16 protein-coding genes and 1 riboswitch are annotated in these 19,205 nt (G+C 37.1%); of the genes, 2 read left to right on the plus strand and 14 right to left on the minus strand.

Annotated elements, in window-relative coordinates; translation table 11 throughout:
• Positions 1-54: 54 nt before the first annotated feature.
• A complete protein-coding gene (locus tag LMB56_RS03070) occupies positions 55-1,110 on the minus strand; it encodes a zinc-dependent alcohol dehydrogenase family protein (protein WP_229283439.1) in 1,056 nt (351 codons plus the stop codon).
• 436 nt (positions 1,111-1,546) lie between these two features.
• Positions 1,547-2,122, minus strand: a complete 576-nt coding sequence (locus tag LMB56_RS03075; protein WP_229283438.1) for a DUF4767 domain-containing protein — start codon at positions 2,120-2,122, stop codon at positions 1,547-1,549.
• A 311-nt stretch (positions 2,123-2,433) separates the two neighbouring features.
• A riboswitch (TPP riboswitch) is annotated at positions 2,434-2,542 on the plus strand.
• A 74-nt stretch (positions 2,543-2,616) separates the two neighbouring features.
• On the opposite strand from LMB56_RS03075, the gene cytX reads away from it, so the two are divergent.
• Positions 2,617-3,786 (plus strand): putative hydroxymethylpyrimidine transporter CytX, encoded by a 1,170-nt coding sequence (cytX, locus tag LMB56_RS03080; protein WP_229283437.1) that lies wholly within the window; start codon positions 2,617-2,619, stop codon positions 3,784-3,786.
• A gap of 73 nt (positions 3,787-3,859) precedes the next feature.
• On the opposite strand, the gene LMB56_RS03085 is transcribed toward cytX, so the two are convergent.
• From LMB56_RS03085 to tdc, 8 genes are all read right to left on the minus strand, one after another.
• Positions 3,860-4,381, minus strand: a complete 522-nt coding sequence (locus tag LMB56_RS03085) for a GNAT family N-acetyltransferase (protein WP_229280403.1) — start codon at positions 4,379-4,381, stop codon at positions 3,860-3,862.
• A gap of 216 nt (positions 4,382-4,597) precedes the next feature.
• Positions 4,598-5,062 carry a hypothetical protein gene (locus LMB56_RS03090; RefSeq protein WP_003664784.1) on the minus strand — a complete coding sequence of 155 codons (465 nt, stop codon included), beginning with the start codon at positions 5,060-5,062 and terminating at the stop codon, positions 4,598-4,600.
• Between the two features lie 13 nt (positions 5,063-5,075).
• Positions 5,076-6,140, minus strand: coding sequence for a LysM peptidoglycan-binding domain-containing protein (locus LMB56_RS03095; RefSeq protein WP_229283436.1), 1,065 nt, complete (start codon positions 6,138-6,140; stop codon positions 5,076-5,078).
• Between the two features lie 90 nt (positions 6,141-6,230).
• The gene (locus LMB56_RS03100; RefSeq protein ID WP_229283435.1) at positions 6,231-7,391 is read right to left on the minus strand and encodes an MFS transporter; all 1,161 of its coding nucleotides are present in this window, start codon (positions 7,389-7,391) and stop codon (positions 6,231-6,233) included.
• Positions 7,392-7,752: 361 nt separating this feature from the next.
• Entirely contained in the window at positions 7,753-9,003 is a 1,251-nt protein-coding gene (tyrS, locus tag LMB56_RS03105; protein WP_229283434.1) for a tyrosine--tRNA ligase, read from the minus strand.
• Positions 9,004-9,008: 5 nt separating this feature from the next.
• Positions 9,009-10,409, minus strand: coding sequence for a Na+/H+ antiporter NhaC (gene nhaC / locus LMB56_RS03110; protein WP_229283433.1), 1,401 nt, complete (start codon positions 10,407-10,409; stop codon positions 9,009-9,011).
• A 37-nt stretch (positions 10,410-10,446) separates the two neighbouring features.
• Positions 10,447-11,853 carry a tyrosine-tyramine antiporter gene (tyrP, locus tag LMB56_RS03115; RefSeq protein WP_109884999.1) on the minus strand — a complete coding sequence of 469 codons (1,407 nt, stop codon included), beginning with the start codon at positions 11,851-11,853 and terminating at the stop codon, positions 10,447-10,449.
• A 90-nt stretch (positions 11,854-11,943) separates the two neighbouring features.
• Positions 11,944-13,794, minus strand: a complete 1,851-nt coding sequence (gene tdc / locus LMB56_RS03120) for a tyrosine decarboxylase (RefSeq protein WP_229283432.1) — start codon at positions 13,792-13,794, stop codon at positions 11,944-11,946.
• 639 nt (positions 13,795-14,433) lie between these two features.
• Between tdc and LMB56_RS03125 the strand changes: the two genes are divergently transcribed.
• Positions 14,434-15,006: a TIGR01440 family protein gene (locus LMB56_RS03125; protein WP_229283431.1), complete on the plus strand. Its 573-nt coding sequence runs from the start codon at positions 14,434-14,436 to the stop codon at positions 15,004-15,006.
• A gap of 52 nt (positions 15,007-15,058) precedes the next feature.
• Here the strand turns inward: LMB56_RS03125 and LMB56_RS03130 are convergent, their stop codons facing one another.
• From LMB56_RS03130 to LMB56_RS03145, 4 genes are all read right to left on the minus strand, one after another.
• The gene (locus LMB56_RS03130; protein ID WP_229283430.1) at positions 15,059-16,357 is read right to left on the minus strand and encodes a glutamate--cysteine ligase; all 1,299 of its coding nucleotides are present in this window, start codon (positions 16,355-16,357) and stop codon (positions 15,059-15,061) included.
• Between the two features lie 185 nt (positions 16,358-16,542).
• The gene (locus LMB56_RS03135; RefSeq protein ID WP_229277979.1) at positions 16,543-17,742 is read right to left on the minus strand and encodes a phosphopentomutase; all 1,200 of its coding nucleotides are present in this window, start codon (positions 17,740-17,742) and stop codon (positions 16,543-16,545) included.
• Entirely contained in the window at positions 17,742-18,467 is a 726-nt protein-coding gene (gene pnuC, locus LMB56_RS03140) for a nicotinamide riboside transporter PnuC (RefSeq protein WP_229277978.1), read from the minus strand. Before pnuC ends, LMB56_RS03135 begins: the two co-directional genes overlap by 1 nt.
• A gap of 1 nt (position 18,468) precedes the next feature.
• Complete coding sequence (locus LMB56_RS03145; protein WP_183144977.1) at positions 18,469-19,203, minus strand: nucleoside phosphorylase; 735 nt, start codon at positions 19,201-19,203, stop codon at positions 18,469-18,471.
• Between the last annotated feature and the right edge of the window lie 2 nt (positions 19,204-19,205).

The following is a 19,205-nucleotide window of genomic DNA, read 5'->3' on the forward strand; positions in this document are numbered from 1 at the left end:
AAATAGTAAAGAGGTTGGTTCCCCAGCCTCTTTTGTTTTAATCATTTTCAAACATTAATCGCGTTCAAAGCCATCCATAATAATGTAAGACTTGATTGCTTCACGCTTATCCATTGCTTCATAAGCTTCTTGAATTTGGTCAAGGTCAAAACTCTTAGTAAAGACCTTACCAGGGTTAATGTCACCATCAAGAACAGCCTTCAACAATACGTCCTTGTCGTAAGTAGTTACTGATGCTGGACCACCGCCGACAATAGTGTTGTTGTAGAATGGCAACGTCATGTCCATCTTTGGCGTATGAGGTAAGCCAACTCGACCAACGATGGCACCTGGACGGCCAACCTTCATGGCAGTATCAGTAGATTGTTCAGTACCAACACACTCAAGAACGGCATCAGCACCGGCACCGTTAGTGAGTTCCATGATCTTTTGAACTGCTTCGTCACCACGTTCAGCAACATTGTCCGTAGCACCAAATTCCTTAGCAAGAGCTTGACGGTCAGCATGACGACTAGTAGAAATGATCTTCTTAGCGCCCCGCATCTTAGCAGCAATGATCGCACAAAGACCAACAGCACCGTCACCCATTACAACAACCGTGTCACCAGCGCTAACATTAGCAACGCGTGCAGCGTGGTAACCAGTAGCCATAACATCAGCAAGGGTTAAGAGGGACTTAAGCATTCCTTCGCTGTAGTCACTTGGCTTGCCTGGAACTTTAACAAGCGCCCATTGACCATGTTGGAACCGAACGTATTGAGCTTGAACACCAGAGCTAAAGTTATCACTGTGGCTTTGGCAAGAGCCATCAAAGCCCGCGCGACAAGCAGCACAGTGCCCACATCCATGAGTAAATGGAGCAATCACAAAGTCACCAGGCTTGACAGTAGTAATATCTTCACCAACTTCTTCAACAATTCCAATTGCTTCATGACCAGAGTTTTCAGAATCCTTTTCAACTGAATTAATTCCCCGGAAGTTCCATAAGTCGGAACCACAAACACAGGTCCGCACTACCTTAATAATCACGTCATCAGGTTTTTCAATTGTTGGACGATCAACATCAACAATCTTCATTTGACCTGCTTTTTCAAAAATTGCTTTTTTCATTGAAATTGCCTCCTTTATTCTAAAAATAGTTTAGAACGATCTGATTTCAAAATCCAATATTTAAATTTTATCCTTTTCCATTCAGTTTTTGAATATTTATTTCTATCCATTTTTATTATTTTTACACTATAAAATATTTTATAACGTGTTAATATAGAGGTGATAAATAAAGTTATTAGTACGGTTTTAGCTTTACTTATCGCTTTCTTTTTTAAGGGAGTGGGGTCACGGGCTGACGATTTGAATGCATCGTTGAGCGCACAGTAATAATCTTTGCCGTTGCTTGATGACGCCATTTCTTTCAAAAAAGGATTCGTTGTTTTCTAGATAGAATATTCATTAATACAATACACAGTTACAAAACAATCTCTATTTAGAGACAGCTTTTCCAATAACAATCCCACCATGACGTCAGATGGTGGGATTGTTTCTTTTATTATTGATTTGCAATTCGTTCAAAATTACTTTCCAGATCCGTATTAGTCGTTGGATGACAATCTGGATCACCATTATTGGATTGGTCAACTAATACAACCGGCTTGCCATTATGGAAGGCAAAGAAGTACGTAATCCGGTTTGGTAGTGGCGGTTCTGTCCCGTCATGATTATAGATGGCGACAACATTATATTCGTAATCGCCTTTGCCTGATGGTGCCCAGCCAATCAAACCAGACTGTCCTTCTACTAATTCTTTACTCAAGCCGTCTGGATAGGTTATTCCTGTTGAAACCTTCAATTCATTTTGACCATCATATTGTTCATAGGATTGGTGCATCGTTGGTCCCCACTTTTGCATAAATGATGCCAACTGCTCGTTCTTTTGATTATTCCATAATGAACTATCGTGATGCGACTCACTACTGCTTGTATTATTATTAGTAGTATTTTGATTGTTACTAGCTTCTGAATTAGTCTTTGTGGTATTGCTACTGTTTTGCGTGCTTTGGTTTCCACAACCAGTTAAGGCAACGCCCAAACTAGCAATCGCAAGAACTTCCATTAATTTTTTCAATTTTATCCTCCCCAAAAGTAAATAAAGACCAGAAAGAATGCTTCCCTCTTCTTTCCAGTCTTGCTATTAATCTTCAACTTTTTTAGCGTCGTTCATTGCCTTCATGATCGAAGGATTCTTTGAATGACAATCCTTGATCATTTGGATGTCTTCTTCACTTAATTCAACAGTGTATTTAGCCATGATCTTCCCTCGCTTTACTTAAAAAATTACACCCTTACTATATCACATCACAGGAGTAGTGTCCGGCTTAATCCGTAAATTAAGATCATTAATTGACATTCAACCGAGATTTGCTAAGATTAAATTAAATTGCATAAACGGGGAGCTTGCAGACAGGCTGAGAGGGGACTATGCGTCTCGACCCAATGAACCTGATTTGGATAATGCCAACGTAGGAAGGATTAATAAAGGACGACCAGGATCAAAGTGATTACTGGTCGCTTTTTACTTTGCACTATCTTAATCAAATTAAACATAAGGATGGTGGAATTATGCAACGACAGACAACAATTACCGAAAACAGCATGATTTGGTGTGGCGCTGGAATTTCAATTGCTGAAATCCTAACCGGTACTTACTTGGCTCCCCTTGGTTTTACAAAAGGGATTGCCGTAATTATCATCGGTCATATTATCGGCTGTTTTTTGCTCTTTTTAGCTGGAATTATCGGCGGTCAGCAACGTCTTAGTTCAATGAATGCTGCAAAAATTAGCTTTGGACAAAATGGTAGTAAATTTTTTGCCTTATTGAACGTTCTCCAACTGATCGGCTGGACTGGAATCATGATTTATGACGGTGCATTAGCAGCCAATGGGGTCTGGCACCTTAATCAAGCATTATGGGTCATTTTAATCGGCGCCCTAATCATTGGTTGGCTGCTCGTTGGGGTTCGGCACCTTTATTATCTTAATCTTGTAACCATCTCGACGTTAGTAATTTTAAGTGGCCTCCTATGCGCAGCAATTTTTACTCACCATTCTGTTAGTTCATCAACTGGTACATTGTCATGGGCCCAGGGGATGGAGTTAGTTATCGCCATGCCATTATCGTGGTTGCCACTTATTAGCGATTACACCAGTGTTGCTCAACGACCCGTGCCAACTAGCGGGGTTAGTGCAATTGTCTATGGCCTGACTAGTTGTTGGATGGCTTTCATCGGTTTAGGAGCCGCCCTCCTTACTCATGACATTAATATTGCAACGATTATTTTGCGGGCCGGATTAGGAATTGCCGGTTTATTTATCATTATTTTTTCCACAATCACAACAACTTTCATGGACGCTTATTCTGCCGGTGTTTCTTCAAAAACGATTTTCAGTAAATGGTCAGGAAGAATGGCCGCAATTGGTGCAACAATTCTAGGAACAATTAGTGCATTGATTTTTCCCATGGACAATTTCAGTAATTTTCTTTACCTTATTGGTTCTGTCTTTGCCCCAATGATTGCGATTCAAATTACAGATTACTTCATTTTGAAAGTCGATTATCGTCAACAAAATTGCCAATGGACTAACCTAATTCTCTGGTTGATTGGTTTTATCATTTACCGAATTCTGCTAAATTATTCATTTCCGCTCGGCAGTACCGTTACTACCATCATTGTCATCATCGCAATGACATGGGGCACCTGTCGCGTTATGAAATTAGTTAAAGCAAAATAGTTAAGCTAAATAATTACAGGAAAAGAATATTAAGTTCATTTGTCCTAATAACCGTTTAGGGCAGGTGGACTTTTTATTTTAAATTCAGTTCAAACCCCATATGTTTATTGTCAATTTTGTCATCAATATAAATCGTTCCGCGTTTTATAAAGCCAATCTCCTGGCCTATTTTTTGGACGGGAATATTTTTATAATGCGTATCATAGCGGAAATTCCTTACTCCCTGCAAATAACCAACCGTAAGTAAGTTAGAAAAGATGTATTTTCCAAAACCTTGACCATTTTTAGAAGGAAGAACTGCTAGTCGATGAATGATCGCATATGGCTCATTCGGCTTTAACCATGATCCATCTTTAATCTCTTCATACGTTTGTTCCGGGGTTAGTTGTAAAGTAGCCGTCCCAACAATTTTTTGGTTATCAATTAACACCCAATTATAGCCAGCTTTAATATCATTTTCCATCGTTTTCTGGAAAGGATGACCATCTTGCCATTGAGGATTCCCCTTCTCTTTTAGTTGCGCTCGAGCTTGCTCAATAATTTCCATAACCCTTTGAAGATCATCCTGGGTTGCCTGTCGTAAGTAAATTGCCATTATACCTTCTCCTTAATCATCTCTCATTCCTAAACAACAAAATCTTAATACATTAATGTATGGTCATTTTATCATGATTAATTATTGAATTAATGGGGCTTTAGATAAGTTTAAGCGTTTCGTCACAACGCTTTCATTTTAAGAAGAAAATCTCATATTTATCCATAATAAAAAGGCCTCCTTTGGGATTGGGAGACCTTTTTATTTAACTTTATATCATCGAATTTGTTCAAACTTAGTCGCTTTATGATCAATTCCTTGACCAGCATTAGCAATCTGATAAGTAAAGTTACCAGACCGCATCTTTTTGCCTAATGCTAACATATGATTATATTGCCACATCGAAACCTTCCCATTCTGGAGTTTCGAAAGGGTCAAGCGATTTCCTTGTGCCTTATAATTCCACTTACCATCCTTAGCGTTATCTTGGTAGGCTTGTTGAAAATCACTGGCACTATTGCTTGCTTTGATTGCCGTATCCTTGTCGGGAGTAACAACAACCTGATCCCCGCTTGTGGCAAAGGTCATATAAGCATTCTGATTACCTGACACTGATGTATATTCATAAACGTGACCAGGAAGGCGTTTAGCCACTGTCCGACTAGCATAGAGGTAAAAGCCACCAATGACAACCATTACTGCTACTAAAACAGAAATAATAATTTTTGTCTTTTTTTGCATTTCTTATCCCCTATTACTCATCGTCAGAAGTGTCGGTGTCTTGATCGCTAGTAGTAGCTTGACTGTGGCTATCTTCATCGTCACTGCTGCTTTGACTGCTGTCATCGCTGCTTTCACTTTCGCTGCTACTGCTGCTATCATCATCTTTATCGCTCTTAGCACTGCTACTGTTACTGCTATCATCATCGTTAACACTAGCATAGACATGGATTTCGCTGCCATCTTTTTCAATGTAAATTGTCGTATCCTTCTTGGCTTTTGATCCTAGGGCACTTTCAATTTCACTAAGGATCGCATCATAGTCATTCTTTTTAGCATCCTTTAAGATAGCTGCTGAATCAACATTAAGTTCATCAGCGTCACTACCACCATCCCCTTCATCAAAGGACAGTTTGTCATTATTATTAGCATCGTTCAAGCCGCTTACAATGTCAGAAGCACTGACTGATGAAGTATGCTTCTGATGCTTAGCAGACTTAGTTGAACTGGATTGACTATCGCTTTGTTCATTATCATTGTCGTTATTGTTAAATGAATTTACCGCGCCCGCCTTGTAAATTGTTGTCGAATGATCAGAATTGTCGGAATTATCATAATTCTTAACAACAGATTGTGGTTGAACAGCAATGTTTACTGTTGTTGGTCCATTATTGATTGTAATTTTTGTCTGAGCAACAACATTTGGATTTACGTTGGGATCATAGCCAGCAGGAACGCTTCCTTCACGATTTAAGATAAGAACATCCCCGGCAAAAATTAAATTAGCATTTTGAATGTTATTATCATAGCAAAGTTTAGCCACCGAGATTCCAGTTGCAGCTGAGATCCCCGATAAAGTATCTCCCCACTGAATAATATAACGCGTGCCATTAAGGTTATTCGTATTAATGTGCTGCATCGCCATATTATTAGAAATTTGTTCAGGGGTATTAGCAATCCAATTAGTAATATCAGCTTGCTCTTCTGGTGATCCGCTAGCATTATCAGCCTCAACAGTTGCCACAGATCCAATCATTACTGACCCCGCTAAAACAGCAGTCATCAAGGTTGCTGCTAGTTGCTTTTTACTTAACTTCATAAAATTATCCTCCCTAATAGTATCAAACCTATTAATACAGAAATAATTTTACTGCTATTGGAATAATTCTTCAAATGCATATAATCACTTCTATTTGGCGCTTGTTTTAATCAGATAAAGCGAACCAAAAACTGCGACTAAGGCATAGATAGCCCCAACATATCCAATCTGGTTAATTTGAACAAAATTGATACTGATCGATGCCGTCAATGAACCAATCGATACCCCAACGTTAGTACAAATTGGGTTTAATGAAGAAGCCAGATTCATTGCTTCTGGATACTCCCGATCAGCAATATTCAGAAACATTACTTGCAGAATTGAACCGGGCATTCCTAGAACAAAGCAAATAACACACAATAACAGAATTCCTAACCATGCAACATGGAACATTGCATTCATCAACAATAAACAAATAAGGACAGTGCTACTAATAACAGTAAGTTTAGTGATTCCAAACCGGTTTGCGATTACGCCGGCACATATATTACCAAGAATAAACGTAACCCCAACAAGCCCTAATAACCATGTCAAATCGGTCGTACTAAAGTCAAGAACAGTAGTAATGATTGGACGAATATAAGTATAGAAGGTATATTCGGCAGACATCAAAGTTACCATTACGATAACCCCAAGAACTATTCGCCGATCCTTAAAAAGTTGAACTTGGTTACCCAATGACGCGTTCTCTTGACGGCTGTTGCGCGGTGTTAGCCAATACAAGAAGCCACAAATAATTACGGTTAAAACCGAGATTAAGGCAAAACTATCCCGCCAAGAAAAAGCATTACTAATTGCCGTTCCAACAGGGACCCCCACAATCGTAGCAATACTGAAGCCCGCAAAGGTTGAAGCAACCAGCATTGCCCGTTTTTCAATTGGTGCAATCATACTTACAAATACAAGAATCAGTGAAATAATTGTCCCTGCGACGGCAGCTGTCACAATCCGTGAAACAAATAGCCAAAATAGATTAGGCGCAACTGCGGTTAAAGTATTACCGATTAAAAAGATTAACATCAACACTATCAGAACCTTGAAACGATCAAACTTACCTGTCAAAGTGGTAATTAAAGGCGTGCATATAGCATAAATAATTGCAAAACTAGTAACTAAAAAACCAACCGTTGATAATGAAGCATGGTAGCTTTTGGCAATATCAGAAATAACCCCCACAACCATAAATTCATTACATCCTAATAAAAATGCGGTTAAGACAAAGACAACGGACTGCAAGCGAAATTTAGACATATTTTTAGCTCCTTTCGTATAAAAAAATGCTGGAAAAAATACCGATAAAATCAGTATTTTTCCAGCAACCTACCTTCGAACGTACCTTTTGATAAACAAAAGGCATATCTACAAAATGTAGTATAGCAAAGGATTATTTTAGTTTCAACTAAACTATTTGATTAGAGAAATACTATAATAACTTCTATTTTTTATCAAAAATTGTTTTTTTTAAATCAAAAAAATAATGAATCTTTGTAATCAAATTAATTACAAAAATTCACTATTTAAACTTCATTAATTGGAAATTGGAATTTTAGATTTAATTAGATTTAAAAGGAGAATAAGAATAGCCTACTATATGCAAATTAATTAATCAGCCTTATTCAGTAACCTTAGCTAAAAAGTAATTTCGCTTTCCTTTTCTTGCAACCACATACTTACCGTCAAAATTAGTACTAGGGTCAACAACAAAATCAAGGTCAGTAACTTTTTCTCCATTAATTGTAATTGCACCATTTTTAACGTCCTCACGTGCTTGACGCTTAGATGTCTCAATCTTACTATTTACTAACCAATCAACAATATTTGTAGAAGTATTACTTATTTTTATTGAAGGAACTTTTTCAAACGCTTGTTGTAATTCATTAGTTGAAAGCTCTGCTACATTACCCTTAAAGAGAATCTCAGAAATCTTCTTTGCTTGTTTCATAGCTTCCTCACCATGAACAAACTTAGTTACTTCTTCTGCCAAACGACGCTGAGCTTCACGTTTTTGAGGTTCAGTCTTAACTTTTTCGGCTAGTTCATTAATCTCATCGTGACTTAAGAATGTAAAGTATTTAAGATATTTTACTACATCACGATCGTCTTGGTTAAGCCAGAATTGGTAGAAGGTAAATGGCGAAGTCTTATTTGGATCAAGCCAAACAGCGCCACCAGCAGTTTTTCCAAATTTAGTTCCATCTGCCTTTAACATTAATGGAATTGTTAAACCAAACGCCTTTTCATTTGGCTTTTTATTATGGATCAAGTCTACACCATTAGTTAAATTTCCCCATTGATCAGCTCCACCTATTTGAAGTTGAATACCTTTCTCTTCATTTAAATGTAAGAAATCAATCGATTGCAAGATCTGATAACTAAATTCAGTGAACGAAATTCCATTTTTTAGACGACTTGCAACTGCTTCTTTAGCTAACATTGTATTAATATTAAATGCTTTACCATAATCACGTAAAAAATCAAGTAAATTGATTTTGCTTAACCAATCATAATTATCAACAATATCAAAGTTTTCCGTCCCAAACAACTTAATCATTTGGTTCGTTAATCCTTCCTTATTGTGTTGAACTTGCTCTGCCGTTTGCAATTGACGTTCGCTGTTTCTTCCTGATGGATCTCCAATAAATCCTGTCCCTCCACCAATAAGAATGTATGGATGATGGCCTGCTAGTTGGAAACGTTTCAACATAATGAAAGGAATCAAATGACCAATATGTAGGGAATCACCTGTTGGATCAGTTCCGCAATATAATGAAATTTTCTTTTCATTTAATAGTTTACGTAATCCTTCTAAATCAGTGCATTGATTAATAGCACCGCGCCATTCTAAATCTTCTAAAATATCCATTAAGATCACCTCATTGAATTTATTTTTGATCGTTTATCTTTATGGCTTAAAATAAAGCCAATTAATATTGTTAGTATTGCTACAATAATCGGAAAAAAAGCAAAGGGAATATATTTAAACGGATTAATTTGTAATGCTCCCGAAATAAATACCCCACTAACGCTCCATGGAACAATTGCATTAACTGCCCCACCCGCATCACTTAATACACGAGTAAGATAAGTAGACGGTAAAGAACGATTTTTAAATGACTCCTTAAAACTTTCACCTGGCAAAATAATTGATAAATATTGTTCTCCTACTAAAATATTTACCCCAATGCATGTTATTGCCGTAGCGAAAATTAACTTTCCAGCACTATTAATAAATTTTTCAATTCCTATAATTAAAGATTTAATAATTCCATAGTTAATTAGTAATCCACCTAGAATTAAGGCAAAAATGATCAATGATAAGGAACTTAGCATACTACTAATACCACCTTTTGAAAGAAGTGTATCCATGTTGGCATTTCCAGTATGCGCTACATAACCATTCATAATATAATTTGCAAGTCTATTAATGCCAATTGGTTTATGAATCCACCCAATCACTATTGCAAAAATTGCTCCAAAGGCTAACGAAGGAACAGCTGGCATCTTTAACCATGCAGTTACTAATAGTAATATTACGGGTAATAATACCCACCACGAAATCCAAAAATTATTTTGTAGTTCATTTGACATCGATATAATCATCTTAAGATTAGCATTACCATGATTTAACCCAGTTATAAAATAAATGACTATTGAAATTAACCAAGCTGGTAAATCTGTCCAAATTAATGATTTTATATGATCATATAAATCAACATCACCAATTGCTGCAGCCAAATTAGCCGTTCCCGATAACGGTGATACATTTGCACCAAAGAATGCTCCAGAAACAATAGCTCCTGCTGTTAAGCCAAGGCTAATTCCTAAGGTTTCCCCAATACCCATAAAGGCAATTCCTAAAGTGGAAATAGTTGTGAATGAACTCCCACATACCAAAGCAATAAGTGAACAGGTTACAAATACCATTGGTAAAAAGAACTTAATTGAAATTAGTTTAAAGCCAAAATACATAATTGTTGGAATAGTTCCAGCATAAATCCAAGTCGCAATTAAAATTCCAATCATTAAAAAGATAACCAATGGAATTATTCCTGGTTTTATTCCTTCTTCAATTCCATCCATTATAACTTCCCAACTAAATCCTCTTATAAAGCCATAGAACATTAACAAAATTACAGAAAAAAATAATGGAACCTGCGGAGATTGTGCCTTAATAATAATTAGGTATCCCAATATTAACAAAATGCAGATAATTACTATTAGGCTTTCTGAAAAACTGATATGCGGTTTCCCACTTTTCTTTTTTGCCATAATGGGCACCTCTTATAAAACTTTTAATTATTAAACATTATTTTTGACTATCAGCATATGCTTGAGCATCTTTAAGCCACTGTTCTTTTTTATGAGCGTTAATGAATAATGGAATAATAGTTAAAATAATTGTAATAACTATCATTGAGACAGCACTAACTACGCCAGCTGTAGCTAATGTCACAATTGCAATGCTAAAAATACCAAAGATAAAGAAAATCGTCCAAACCCAAGCTGCAAAATTCCCATGCTTACCAATTCGATAAGGTCTATTCATATTTGGTTCAGTGTAACGAAGACGAATAAATGCAATTGCAATTAAGAAATATAGTACACAGTAAAGTAATGTTGTCGTATTAGTAAGCATCAAGAAAATGCCATTAATATCTGGAAATGCATACATTAATGCAAATAATGTGATGCAAGTTGATTGAGTTAAAATAACATTTCGTGCTACTCCAATCTCATTATGCTTAAAGAATCCCCAACTAGAAGGAATTAAACCTTCGCGGGCCACTTGAATCATAGTTTGAGATGGACCAGTAACCCAACCGGATAATTGTAAAATAACACCAACAGCAGCTAAAAGACTAAATACATTGGCAATCCATAATGGCCAGTGTAATATTTTACAGAATAAGATAACTGGCTGAGTAATATTAGTTAATTCTGTGGTACCCTTTGGAACAACATCAGCAACACAGATAGCATTTAAAATATTTAAGACAACCATAGCTACTAAAGCAAAGATAACCCCGGAAACAAAGTCATGAGTTGCATCTTTCATTCGTGGAACATAAACACCTAACGTTTCAATACCAGTAAAAATGAAAGAAATTGCAGCAACATATTTAAAAGTACTTACATCTGGAAGAAGCTTTTTAGGAGCAAAGGTTCCTAATACACTACTTGTATCAATTCCGGTTTTAACTACTGCAGCAATTCCCATAATGATCATTACTGCAAATGGAATATATACTCCAAACCAAACACCAAAGTTTCCAGCAATTTTAACCATATCAAACTTCAAATTAAGAAATGTAATTATCCAATAAATAACAATAATACATCCTAACGTAAACCAATGATTTTGTCCTAGTGAAACGTTTCCAATAGTATTTCCTAACAACGGTCCAAGGGTTGAAGCAACCATAACCATACCAGGGAAAATCTGAACCCATAGTAACCATGCAGTAGTAAATCCCCACTTTTGGTTTAAACCAGTACGTACCCATAGTTGTGGACCACCAGCATCTTGAAGCATTGCTGAAAATTCACCTGACATTAATGAAACTGGCAAGGCAAAAAAGATAACAGCAAATGTCATATAGAAGAACATTTGCCAACTTGCTGCAGCTAACGTTGGAACGCTTCGAACAGTGGCAATCATTGCCATACCAATACCAACGAAGGTTCCTAAACTAATTTTTGTATTTTCACTCATTATTCTAATTTCCCTTCTTCACAAGGATATACAAAGGCTCAGCGAGTTTATTCTCTCTGAGCTTTTGTGCTAGTTATTCTCGTGATTAAATTAACCTAAGATGGCGGTTAATTTTTCTTCCATTGCTTTCTTAATTTTTTCAGCATAACTTGCAAAATTATCACGATCGTAAAGGAACGGTGTTAAAATGCATGCACGTAAAATACCTACACTTTGTACCTTTTCCCATTCACTTTCTGAAAATCCAAGACTCTTAACGTAAGGAATAGGACTATTTCCGTATCCATCCGTTGCAAAATCTGTATGTGAAGTTAGAAAATCATTGTTATAAACTGGACCATCAACAAATGATGCTTTTTGGTAAAACTTCAAGTTTAGTTCATTCATCTTTGCAAGATCAGTATTACCTTTAACATTGAAAGTCCAGTCCACCATATTAAAGTCTGGCTGAGTTAATGGATTAACTGTAACTTCAGTTCCATTAATGTTAAAACTTAAATCTTTCAAGAAGTGGTAATAGCGGTTAGCTGCTTCAATAGAACGACCAATTAGCTTACCATAACCTGAAACATTTAATGGTAGGACACGGTGAGCTGTCCATACAGCTGCTGCAGTAGCACCAGCCTTTGATCCTTCAAGAATATATGGCGTTAAAGTTGCAGGCGCTCCTGAACGCTTATCATAAACATAGACTGGGAAGTAACCAATGATATCACGCATACTCTTATGACGAATTGTGATACCACCAGCAGCATACGGAACATACCCCATCTTATGTGGGTCAACAGTAATAGACTGTGCTTCCGGAAATGCTTTGTATACGTCATAAACATAACGAGAAATATATTCTTTATCTTCTTGAAATACACCATATTTCTGGTGAATACCTTTTAACTCATCGTATGGAATAAAGTTATTATCTTCATCTAGGAAGAGAGATCGACCATATGAACCATATGCAGCATCAATATGGAGATAAAAATAAATTCCTTCCTTTTGTAATTTGTCACGTAATTTAACAATTTTATCAACTGGGTCAATTTGACCTTCTTCAGTTGAGCCAACAACTGCAACTACACCAAGTACTGGGATTTCTTTATCTGCTAAATCACGGATGATTTTTTCAAGGGCACTAACATCTAATCGATAATGGTCATCAACCGGACATGAGATAACATTATCTAATCCCACACCAGTAACATCAGCAGCTTTTAACCAACTATAATGCTTGGTTTGCGGTACAATCCATTTCCCAAGCTTATCCATATTATGACCTGCACGTGCTGAATGAGCTTTAATGTCTGATGCAACCTCTGGAGCTACACTATTCAGAATATCGAGGACTTCTTCCGCAGACATATTCAATAATTCCCACTCACTCTTTCCACTTACTAATTCTGGTTTAATCTCCTTCATTGCAAGTGGCAAACTCTTCATGTTTCGTGCATACCATAAGCCTTCCATATTCGCTAACGATCCATCAGCAGATATGTGACCCCATCCATCTTTGTAACCATTTAATTTTGCAAAGTCTTGCCCTACCTCTTCTTCCATTTGAGAAGTGCCCGGTGAGGATTCATAGGCAACATTATTACCATTCCAGAGCATTGCATAAGAGTAAGCAAGAATAGCTGGCATTAATGTTTCAGAATTCATATGTCCAAAATAACGTGGTGAGTGCCAAGGAACTGAATTAGAGCGAAGCCGAACCGATAAATCATCGAGAATACTTTGCATCCGTTCACTTGTTTTCTTAAATGATTCACTCCCTTTATCAGTTTCTGTAATAAGTGGCTTATCTTGAGGCATATAGTTTAAACGCCATCCCATATGTTCATTAATAAGCTTGTTCATAGTTTTCTTAAAAATATCAGCATTCTCTGATTTATCCCCAATAAAAAGTGCGTCTAGGTTTAAACCAGTGTGGCTTTTTTCAGTCATAAAGATAGCCTCCAATTAGTCTTAAACTCAGTTGATCAACCATCTATAATGTTATAACTTTTTTTTTTGTCAATGCTATTAAATAAGCATTTGTAAAGGTTTATGTTTAGTTAAAAATAACAAAAGATATAAAATGACCGCAGGTGATCGTAGCGATTGTGAAGAATATAACTAAAATTCAAATTTATATATTAATGTTTTAATTCTTAAGAAATCGTTTTCAAAAAATGTCTTTTAAAATAAAAAACATCTTAGATCTATCAGCTTCTAAGATGTTTTTACTGTTATATTAATAAGTGCAACAAGTGTCATGTCATTCATATTACCAATATACTTTTAAGGCAAAAATCGTAACATTTAGTTTTAAATTGTATCAAAACTAAAAGCGAGTTATTCTGTAATTGTACAATTACTTCTTAAACTGAAAATAGGAAACCTTGATATTCCTAAAAATACAGTCATAAACATGAATCAATTGATTATTAGTCAATCATTTTTACATAGTTGAAAAGCCCTAGTGGATTCTTATTTTTTCACTGAAATTGTAATTGTATTTTCTTAAACTTACTATTCTAATAGTCTAACAATAATTAATGCAATAAAATTCAACTTTCCCAAATTAGAAAGGAATGATAATTAATGACAGTAGATGGAATTAATCTTGATAAAATTAAAGAACAAACAGCAACAGGTTTAACCGAATTATTGGATCAAGCTCAGTTAGAAAAAGATGACCTCGTAGTGTTAGGTCTTTCAACTAGCGAAGTCCATGGCGGAGTAATCGGAAAGGACTCTAACATTGAGATTGCCCGGGCGATTGTTTCGACAGTTGTTAATATCTTACGAAAACACCAACTCCATTTAGCAGTCCAAGGTTGCGAACACCTTAACCGGGCACTTGTTGTCGAACGAAGTGTAGCTAAGGAGCGCGGCTTTGAACAAGTTACTGTCTTCCCTTCGCTCCATGCAGGTGGTGCAGGACAAATTGCTGCTTTTGAGAACTTTAATGATCCGGTTGAAGTTGAACACATTACTGCTGAAGCTGGCATGGACATCGGCGATACCTCGATTGGCATGCATGTTAAGTTTGTTCAAGTTCCAGTTCGTACTTCGATAAAACAAATTGGACTAGCTCATACGACTTATCTCCGCAATCGACCAAAATTGATTGGTGGTGCGCGCGCAAAATACGAATGGGATCCGTTTGGTTAAAATAATCTTTATAAACAAAAACAAGGCTGAGGAAATCTTTTCCCTAGCCTCTTTATTTTGCCGATAAATATTGTGCTAATTCGTCTGCCGCTGGAACATATCCACTAGCAAATCCGTCATAAACATTTGTTGCTAGTGCAGCACGAGATTGAAATTTCTTTGCTTGCCAAACTGCAAACGATATTAATGATCCGTTGTTAACGTGGCGAGCTAACTGCCCATTAATTGTTAAAGATGGATGCCAAACCATTATTGCCAGTCGATCAAGCAAGTCATAAATACTCTGATTAGCTTGAATAGTACCTGCAAATTTCCTTAGTTCCGTTAAAAATGTAAGAATTTCAGTTTGGTATTTACAATGTTCATAAGGCGATTCTAAAGCAACGTGCTCATTCATATCAGTAAATTGCTGGAGATTATAAGGGGCCGGTTTTTCTACAAGAAAGTATGCGGCCATTAAGCAGATTAATTTCAGCTCATCACTATTAATTCCCACACTTGCCCATGGATTAAGATCAAGCATCCGTAGTTCTAAGTATGAAGTTCCCTTAACAGCAATATCTTTAATGCTCCCTTGCTTGCGAAGACGAACAGGTGAATGAAAATCATGTTCTGCTAACAATTTTCCATCGCGAATTCCTGCTAAAATTCGTTCTTGATAGTGCTCAATATCAGAAAAGTTGCCCGTGAATTTAGTTCCAAAACCGTAAGCACTCTGGCGAATACTGCGAACTAGTCTTTGCGGTCCTTGGTTATTTAAGAAGTAGTTACGTTCGGCAAGCGGACTGGCTCCAAAGAAATAAGTCAGCATAAATCGGTAACGTAAGAACCCTTGAGCAAGAATGATGTATAACTGATTCTTCTCCGCAATCGTTAACCCGTTAGTAAGTTGCGGAGTCAATCCTAAGTTGATATGCATTCCACAAGGGGTCGCTTCTTGTAACTCATGCGATTTTAACCAAGTAAAAAAATAGTGCCGTTTTTCAGCATTAGCATGTGCAATTTCAACCTTTCGACGATCTTGCGGTAATTCTGGAGGCATTGATAATGGCCATAAGTACTCATGAGAATGAAGCCCCCTTCTTAGGACGTTACTTAACTTTTCAAGGTAGGACAATGCGTCATCGATAGTAGTGGTCACTGGCGTTACTACTTCGGTCATCGTTTCCATAAAATCATTAGTAATCCATGGGTTATCTTGCTGGTTACCAATATTTTGTGGATATGGGTATGAGCTAATTTGCCCTTGTGCGTCAGTTCGCTGGCGTTCAACTTCCAGCCCGATTAAAAAACTGTTTAAGAGATTATCTTGATTTTGATTAATAATCTTTCTCCCAAATTTACTTAACATGAGCGCTCGTCCTTCCATTAAATGTAATAATGTTTTTACATTATACACTAATCATTAGATAATTATGAGGAAATGCAGTTAATTTTTTAATAATAATTTAAAAAGCAAAACTAACATGCAACAAATTGCCAGTAGTTTTGCTTTCTAATTAAACCAGAAAATTATTCTAAATATTGTATTTAAACCTACACCAACTGCTCCAAGAAACTAGTTCCATACTCACCGCGAGCTAAATTAAAATTATCCAGCACAGTTGCACCAAAGTCAGCAAATGTCGGACGAGTACCCAATGGCCCGCTTTTTTGCATTGATGGTGAATAAACCAGTAATGGAACGTTTTCACGAGTATGGTCTGTGCCACGAAAGCCAGGGTCATTTCCATGGTCAGCAGTAACAATTAATAAATCATTATTTTTAAGGTTGTGCAAGACTTTGCCCAGCCGCCGATCAAAATCCATTAACGCCTGTCCAAAACCTTGCGGATCACGACGATGACCATACATCGTATCAAAGTCAACTAAATTGGTAAAACAAAAACCGGTGAAATTTTGTTTCATCACCTCATCAACGTGATCCATTCCATCCATATTGCTTTCATTATGATAAGTTTTGGTAAAACCATGTCCTGAAAAAATGTCATTAGTTTTACCAATCGCAATCGTCGTATAGCCGGCTTGATGAAGCTGGTCGATGACTGTTGGTGACGGTGGTTCTAAGGTGAAATCACGGCGGTTAGCAGTTCGAATAAAGTGATCTTTATCTGGGCCAATATATGGACGTGCAATCACCCGACCAACCTGATAATCCGGACCATTCAGCAGTGTTCGAGCAAAGCGACAAATTTTATAAAGTTCTTCGACAGAAACTACATCCTCATGAGCTGCAATTTGCATTACTGAATCGCCAGAAGTATAGACAATCAGTTCACCAGTGTCCATTTGTTGTTCACCATAGTCATGAATTACAGCGGTACCGGAATATGGTTGATTAACAATTACTTTACGTCCAGAAAATTCTGCAATCTGATCGATAATTGATTTGGGAAAGCCTTGTGGGAATGTCGACAATGGTTTAAAAACAGGCAATCCCATCATCTCCCAGTGACCATCCATACTATCTTTACCAGCCGAAATTTCGATCATCTTGCCATAATAAGCTAAAGGATGAGGGGCGTTAGGGATTCCAGGAATTGCTTCTTTACGTAAATTGCTAAGCCCGAGCCGCCCAAGATTAGGTAACGACAAGGTTCCTTTATAAGCTGCGCCAACGTGACCTAATGTATCTGCCCCCGTGTCATTAAACTTATCCGCATCAATCGCTGCCCCAGTTCCAACTGAATCTAAAACAATCCCAAAGATACGTTGATATTTTTTGTACTTCCGCATTAATCTGTTGTACCTCCTTCATTATCAGCTTCACCACTAGCCCATACTTTGGTTGCATAAATGGAATTAAATAATAAAGCTGCTTGTAAGGCGATTTGCGATAGGTCGCCCCCGAAAGTCCCAATGTGAACACCCATTTGGAAACGAATTGCCAAAATAATCCAGTAAATAATGTTTGCTGTATTAACCCAAATCCATAGTGACCAGTTTTCCTGGTATTTAAGAATATAAAGCAATTGAGCAATAAAGCTAACCACTAAATTAAATGAGTCAAAATATGGAAGTTGCCCGTGGAAGAGGCCAATCACATACCAGCCGATGAAATAAGCAACTACTACCCCCGCAAAAACCCAACGCCGTGCTTGCGGACTAAAACGTTTAGTTGCATCATCGTGACCCCACATAAACCAGCCAATTGGTTGAGAAATCACGTAAAAAATGTCCATTACAAATGTTCCCCACGTGTGACTTTGCCAAGCAATATAAGTCATCGCAACACACTGAATGAAACCAAAAATAAAAGTCACTTTCCGCCCTTTCATTCCATAAACAAGGGCAATTGTTCCAAAGACTCCAGAAAGCATGCCGATCCAACTATCCGGCGCAATTAAATAAACGCCTACTTGGAGCAAGAGCAAAATTGTTACGTAAATTATTTCAAACTTTTTCCAATTACTAAAAAGCTGCGTAAAAAGCCAGCCATGATCATTAGTTGCATTTGTCATATTAATTTTCCTCCAGACTTTGATCACTTAAGATATCGAATGCAAGTTTAAGCGAAGCCATTTCTCCCTCAGTCATGAGGTCATCCCCATTAACCAGATCATTAACTCCCGTTGCAAGGTCTCCTTCGTATAGGACGACATTATTAAGGATCGATAAAGTTTCCATTCCGCGTTGACGACCAACAGTTAACAAGGTACTTGATTCCATATCAGCGCCAACAATCCCCTTTTCAGACCAAAAAGCTTCTTGTTCTGCATTGTCATCCATATAAAAACCATCATGTGAACGAATGATCCCATAAACTGCTTTTGGAGCATATTTATGTGCTAAGGCCATTAATTTAAATGAAGGGACAGCAGGATAATTTCCCGGGACATACTTCTTAGTTAATCCATCATCGCGGACTGCTCCTTCGCCAATGATCAATTCACCTAAGCCAATTCCTTTTTGCATTGCACCAGCAGACCCCACACGGATCACGTTTTTAACATTAACGTTATGAAGTTCTTCAACTCCAATTCCCGCAGATGGAGCCCCAATTCCGGTTGACATTACTAAAATTCGTTTATTTTTATAAGTACCAATTATCGACTTATATTCCCGGTTAAATGCCCATCCTTGAACATTTTCCAAAAATTCAGTTGCTTTATCTACTCGTGCAGGGTCACCAACAATTACTGCGCTATCGGTATTAATTTCTGTTGTCAATTGTGTATGTGGTTGTTGTTCTTCCATCA

Source organism: Limosilactobacillus reuteri (genome assembly GCF_020785355.1).
In the GTDB taxonomy this organism is placed as follows: Bacteria; Bacillota; Bacilli; order Lactobacillales; family Lactobacillaceae; genus Limosilactobacillus; species Limosilactobacillus reuteri_I.

Bases quoted from the DNA above. Each gene is read 5' to 3' on its own strand.
- LMB56_RS03070 (WP_229283439.1), bottom strand. From the start codon at position 1,110: ATGAAAAAAGCAATTTTTGAAAAAGCAGGTCAAATGAAGATTGTTGAT.
- cytX (WP_229283437.1), top strand. From the start codon at position 2,617: ATGCAACGACAGACAACAATTACCGAAAACAGCATGATTTGGTGTGGC.
- LMB56_RS03085 (WP_229280403.1), bottom strand. From the start codon at position 4,381: ATGGCAATTTACTTACGACAGGCAACCCAGGATGATCTTCAAAGGGTT.
- LMB56_RS03090 (WP_003664784.1), bottom strand. From the start codon at position 5,062: ATGCAAAAAAAGACAAAAATTATTATTTCTGTTTTAGTAGCAGTAATG.
- LMB56_RS03095 (WP_229283436.1), bottom strand. From the start codon at position 6,140: ATGAAGTTAAGTAAAAAGCAACTAGCAGCAACCTTGATGACTGCTGTT.
- LMB56_RS03100 (WP_229283435.1), bottom strand. From the start codon at position 7,391: ATGTCTAAATTTCGCTTGCAGTCCGTTGTCTTTGTCTTAACCGCATTT.
- tyrS (WP_229283434.1), bottom strand. From the start codon at position 9,003: ATGGATATTTTAGAAGATTTAGAATGGCGCGGTGCTATTAATCAATGC.
- nhaC (WP_229283433.1), bottom strand. From the start codon at position 10,409: ATGGCAAAAAAGAAAAGTGGGAAACCGCATATCAGTTTTTCAGAAAGC.
- tyrP (WP_109884999.1), bottom strand. From the start codon at position 11,853: ATGAGTGAAAATACAAAAATTAGTTTAGGAACCTTCGTTGGTATTGGT.
- tdc (WP_229283432.1), bottom strand. From the start codon at position 13,794: ATGACTGAAAAAAGCCACACTGGTTTAAACCTAGACGCACTTTTTATT.
- LMB56_RS03125 (WP_229283431.1), top strand. From the start codon at position 14,434: ATGACAGTAGATGGAATTAATCTTGATAAAATTAAAGAACAAACAGCA.
- LMB56_RS03130 (WP_229283430.1), bottom strand. From the start codon at position 16,357: ATGTTAAGTAAATTTGGGAGAAAGATTATTAATCAAAATCAAGATAAT.
- LMB56_RS03135 (WP_229277979.1), bottom strand. From the start codon at position 17,742: ATGCGGAAGTACAAAAAATATCAACGTATCTTTGGGATTGTTTTAGAT.
- pnuC (WP_229277978.1), bottom strand. From the start codon at position 18,467: ATGACAAATGCAACTAATGATCATGGCTGGCTTTTTACGCAGCTTTTT.
- LMB56_RS03145 (WP_183144977.1), bottom strand. From the start codon at position 19,203: ATGGAAGAACAACAACCACATACACAATTGACAACAGAAATTAATACC.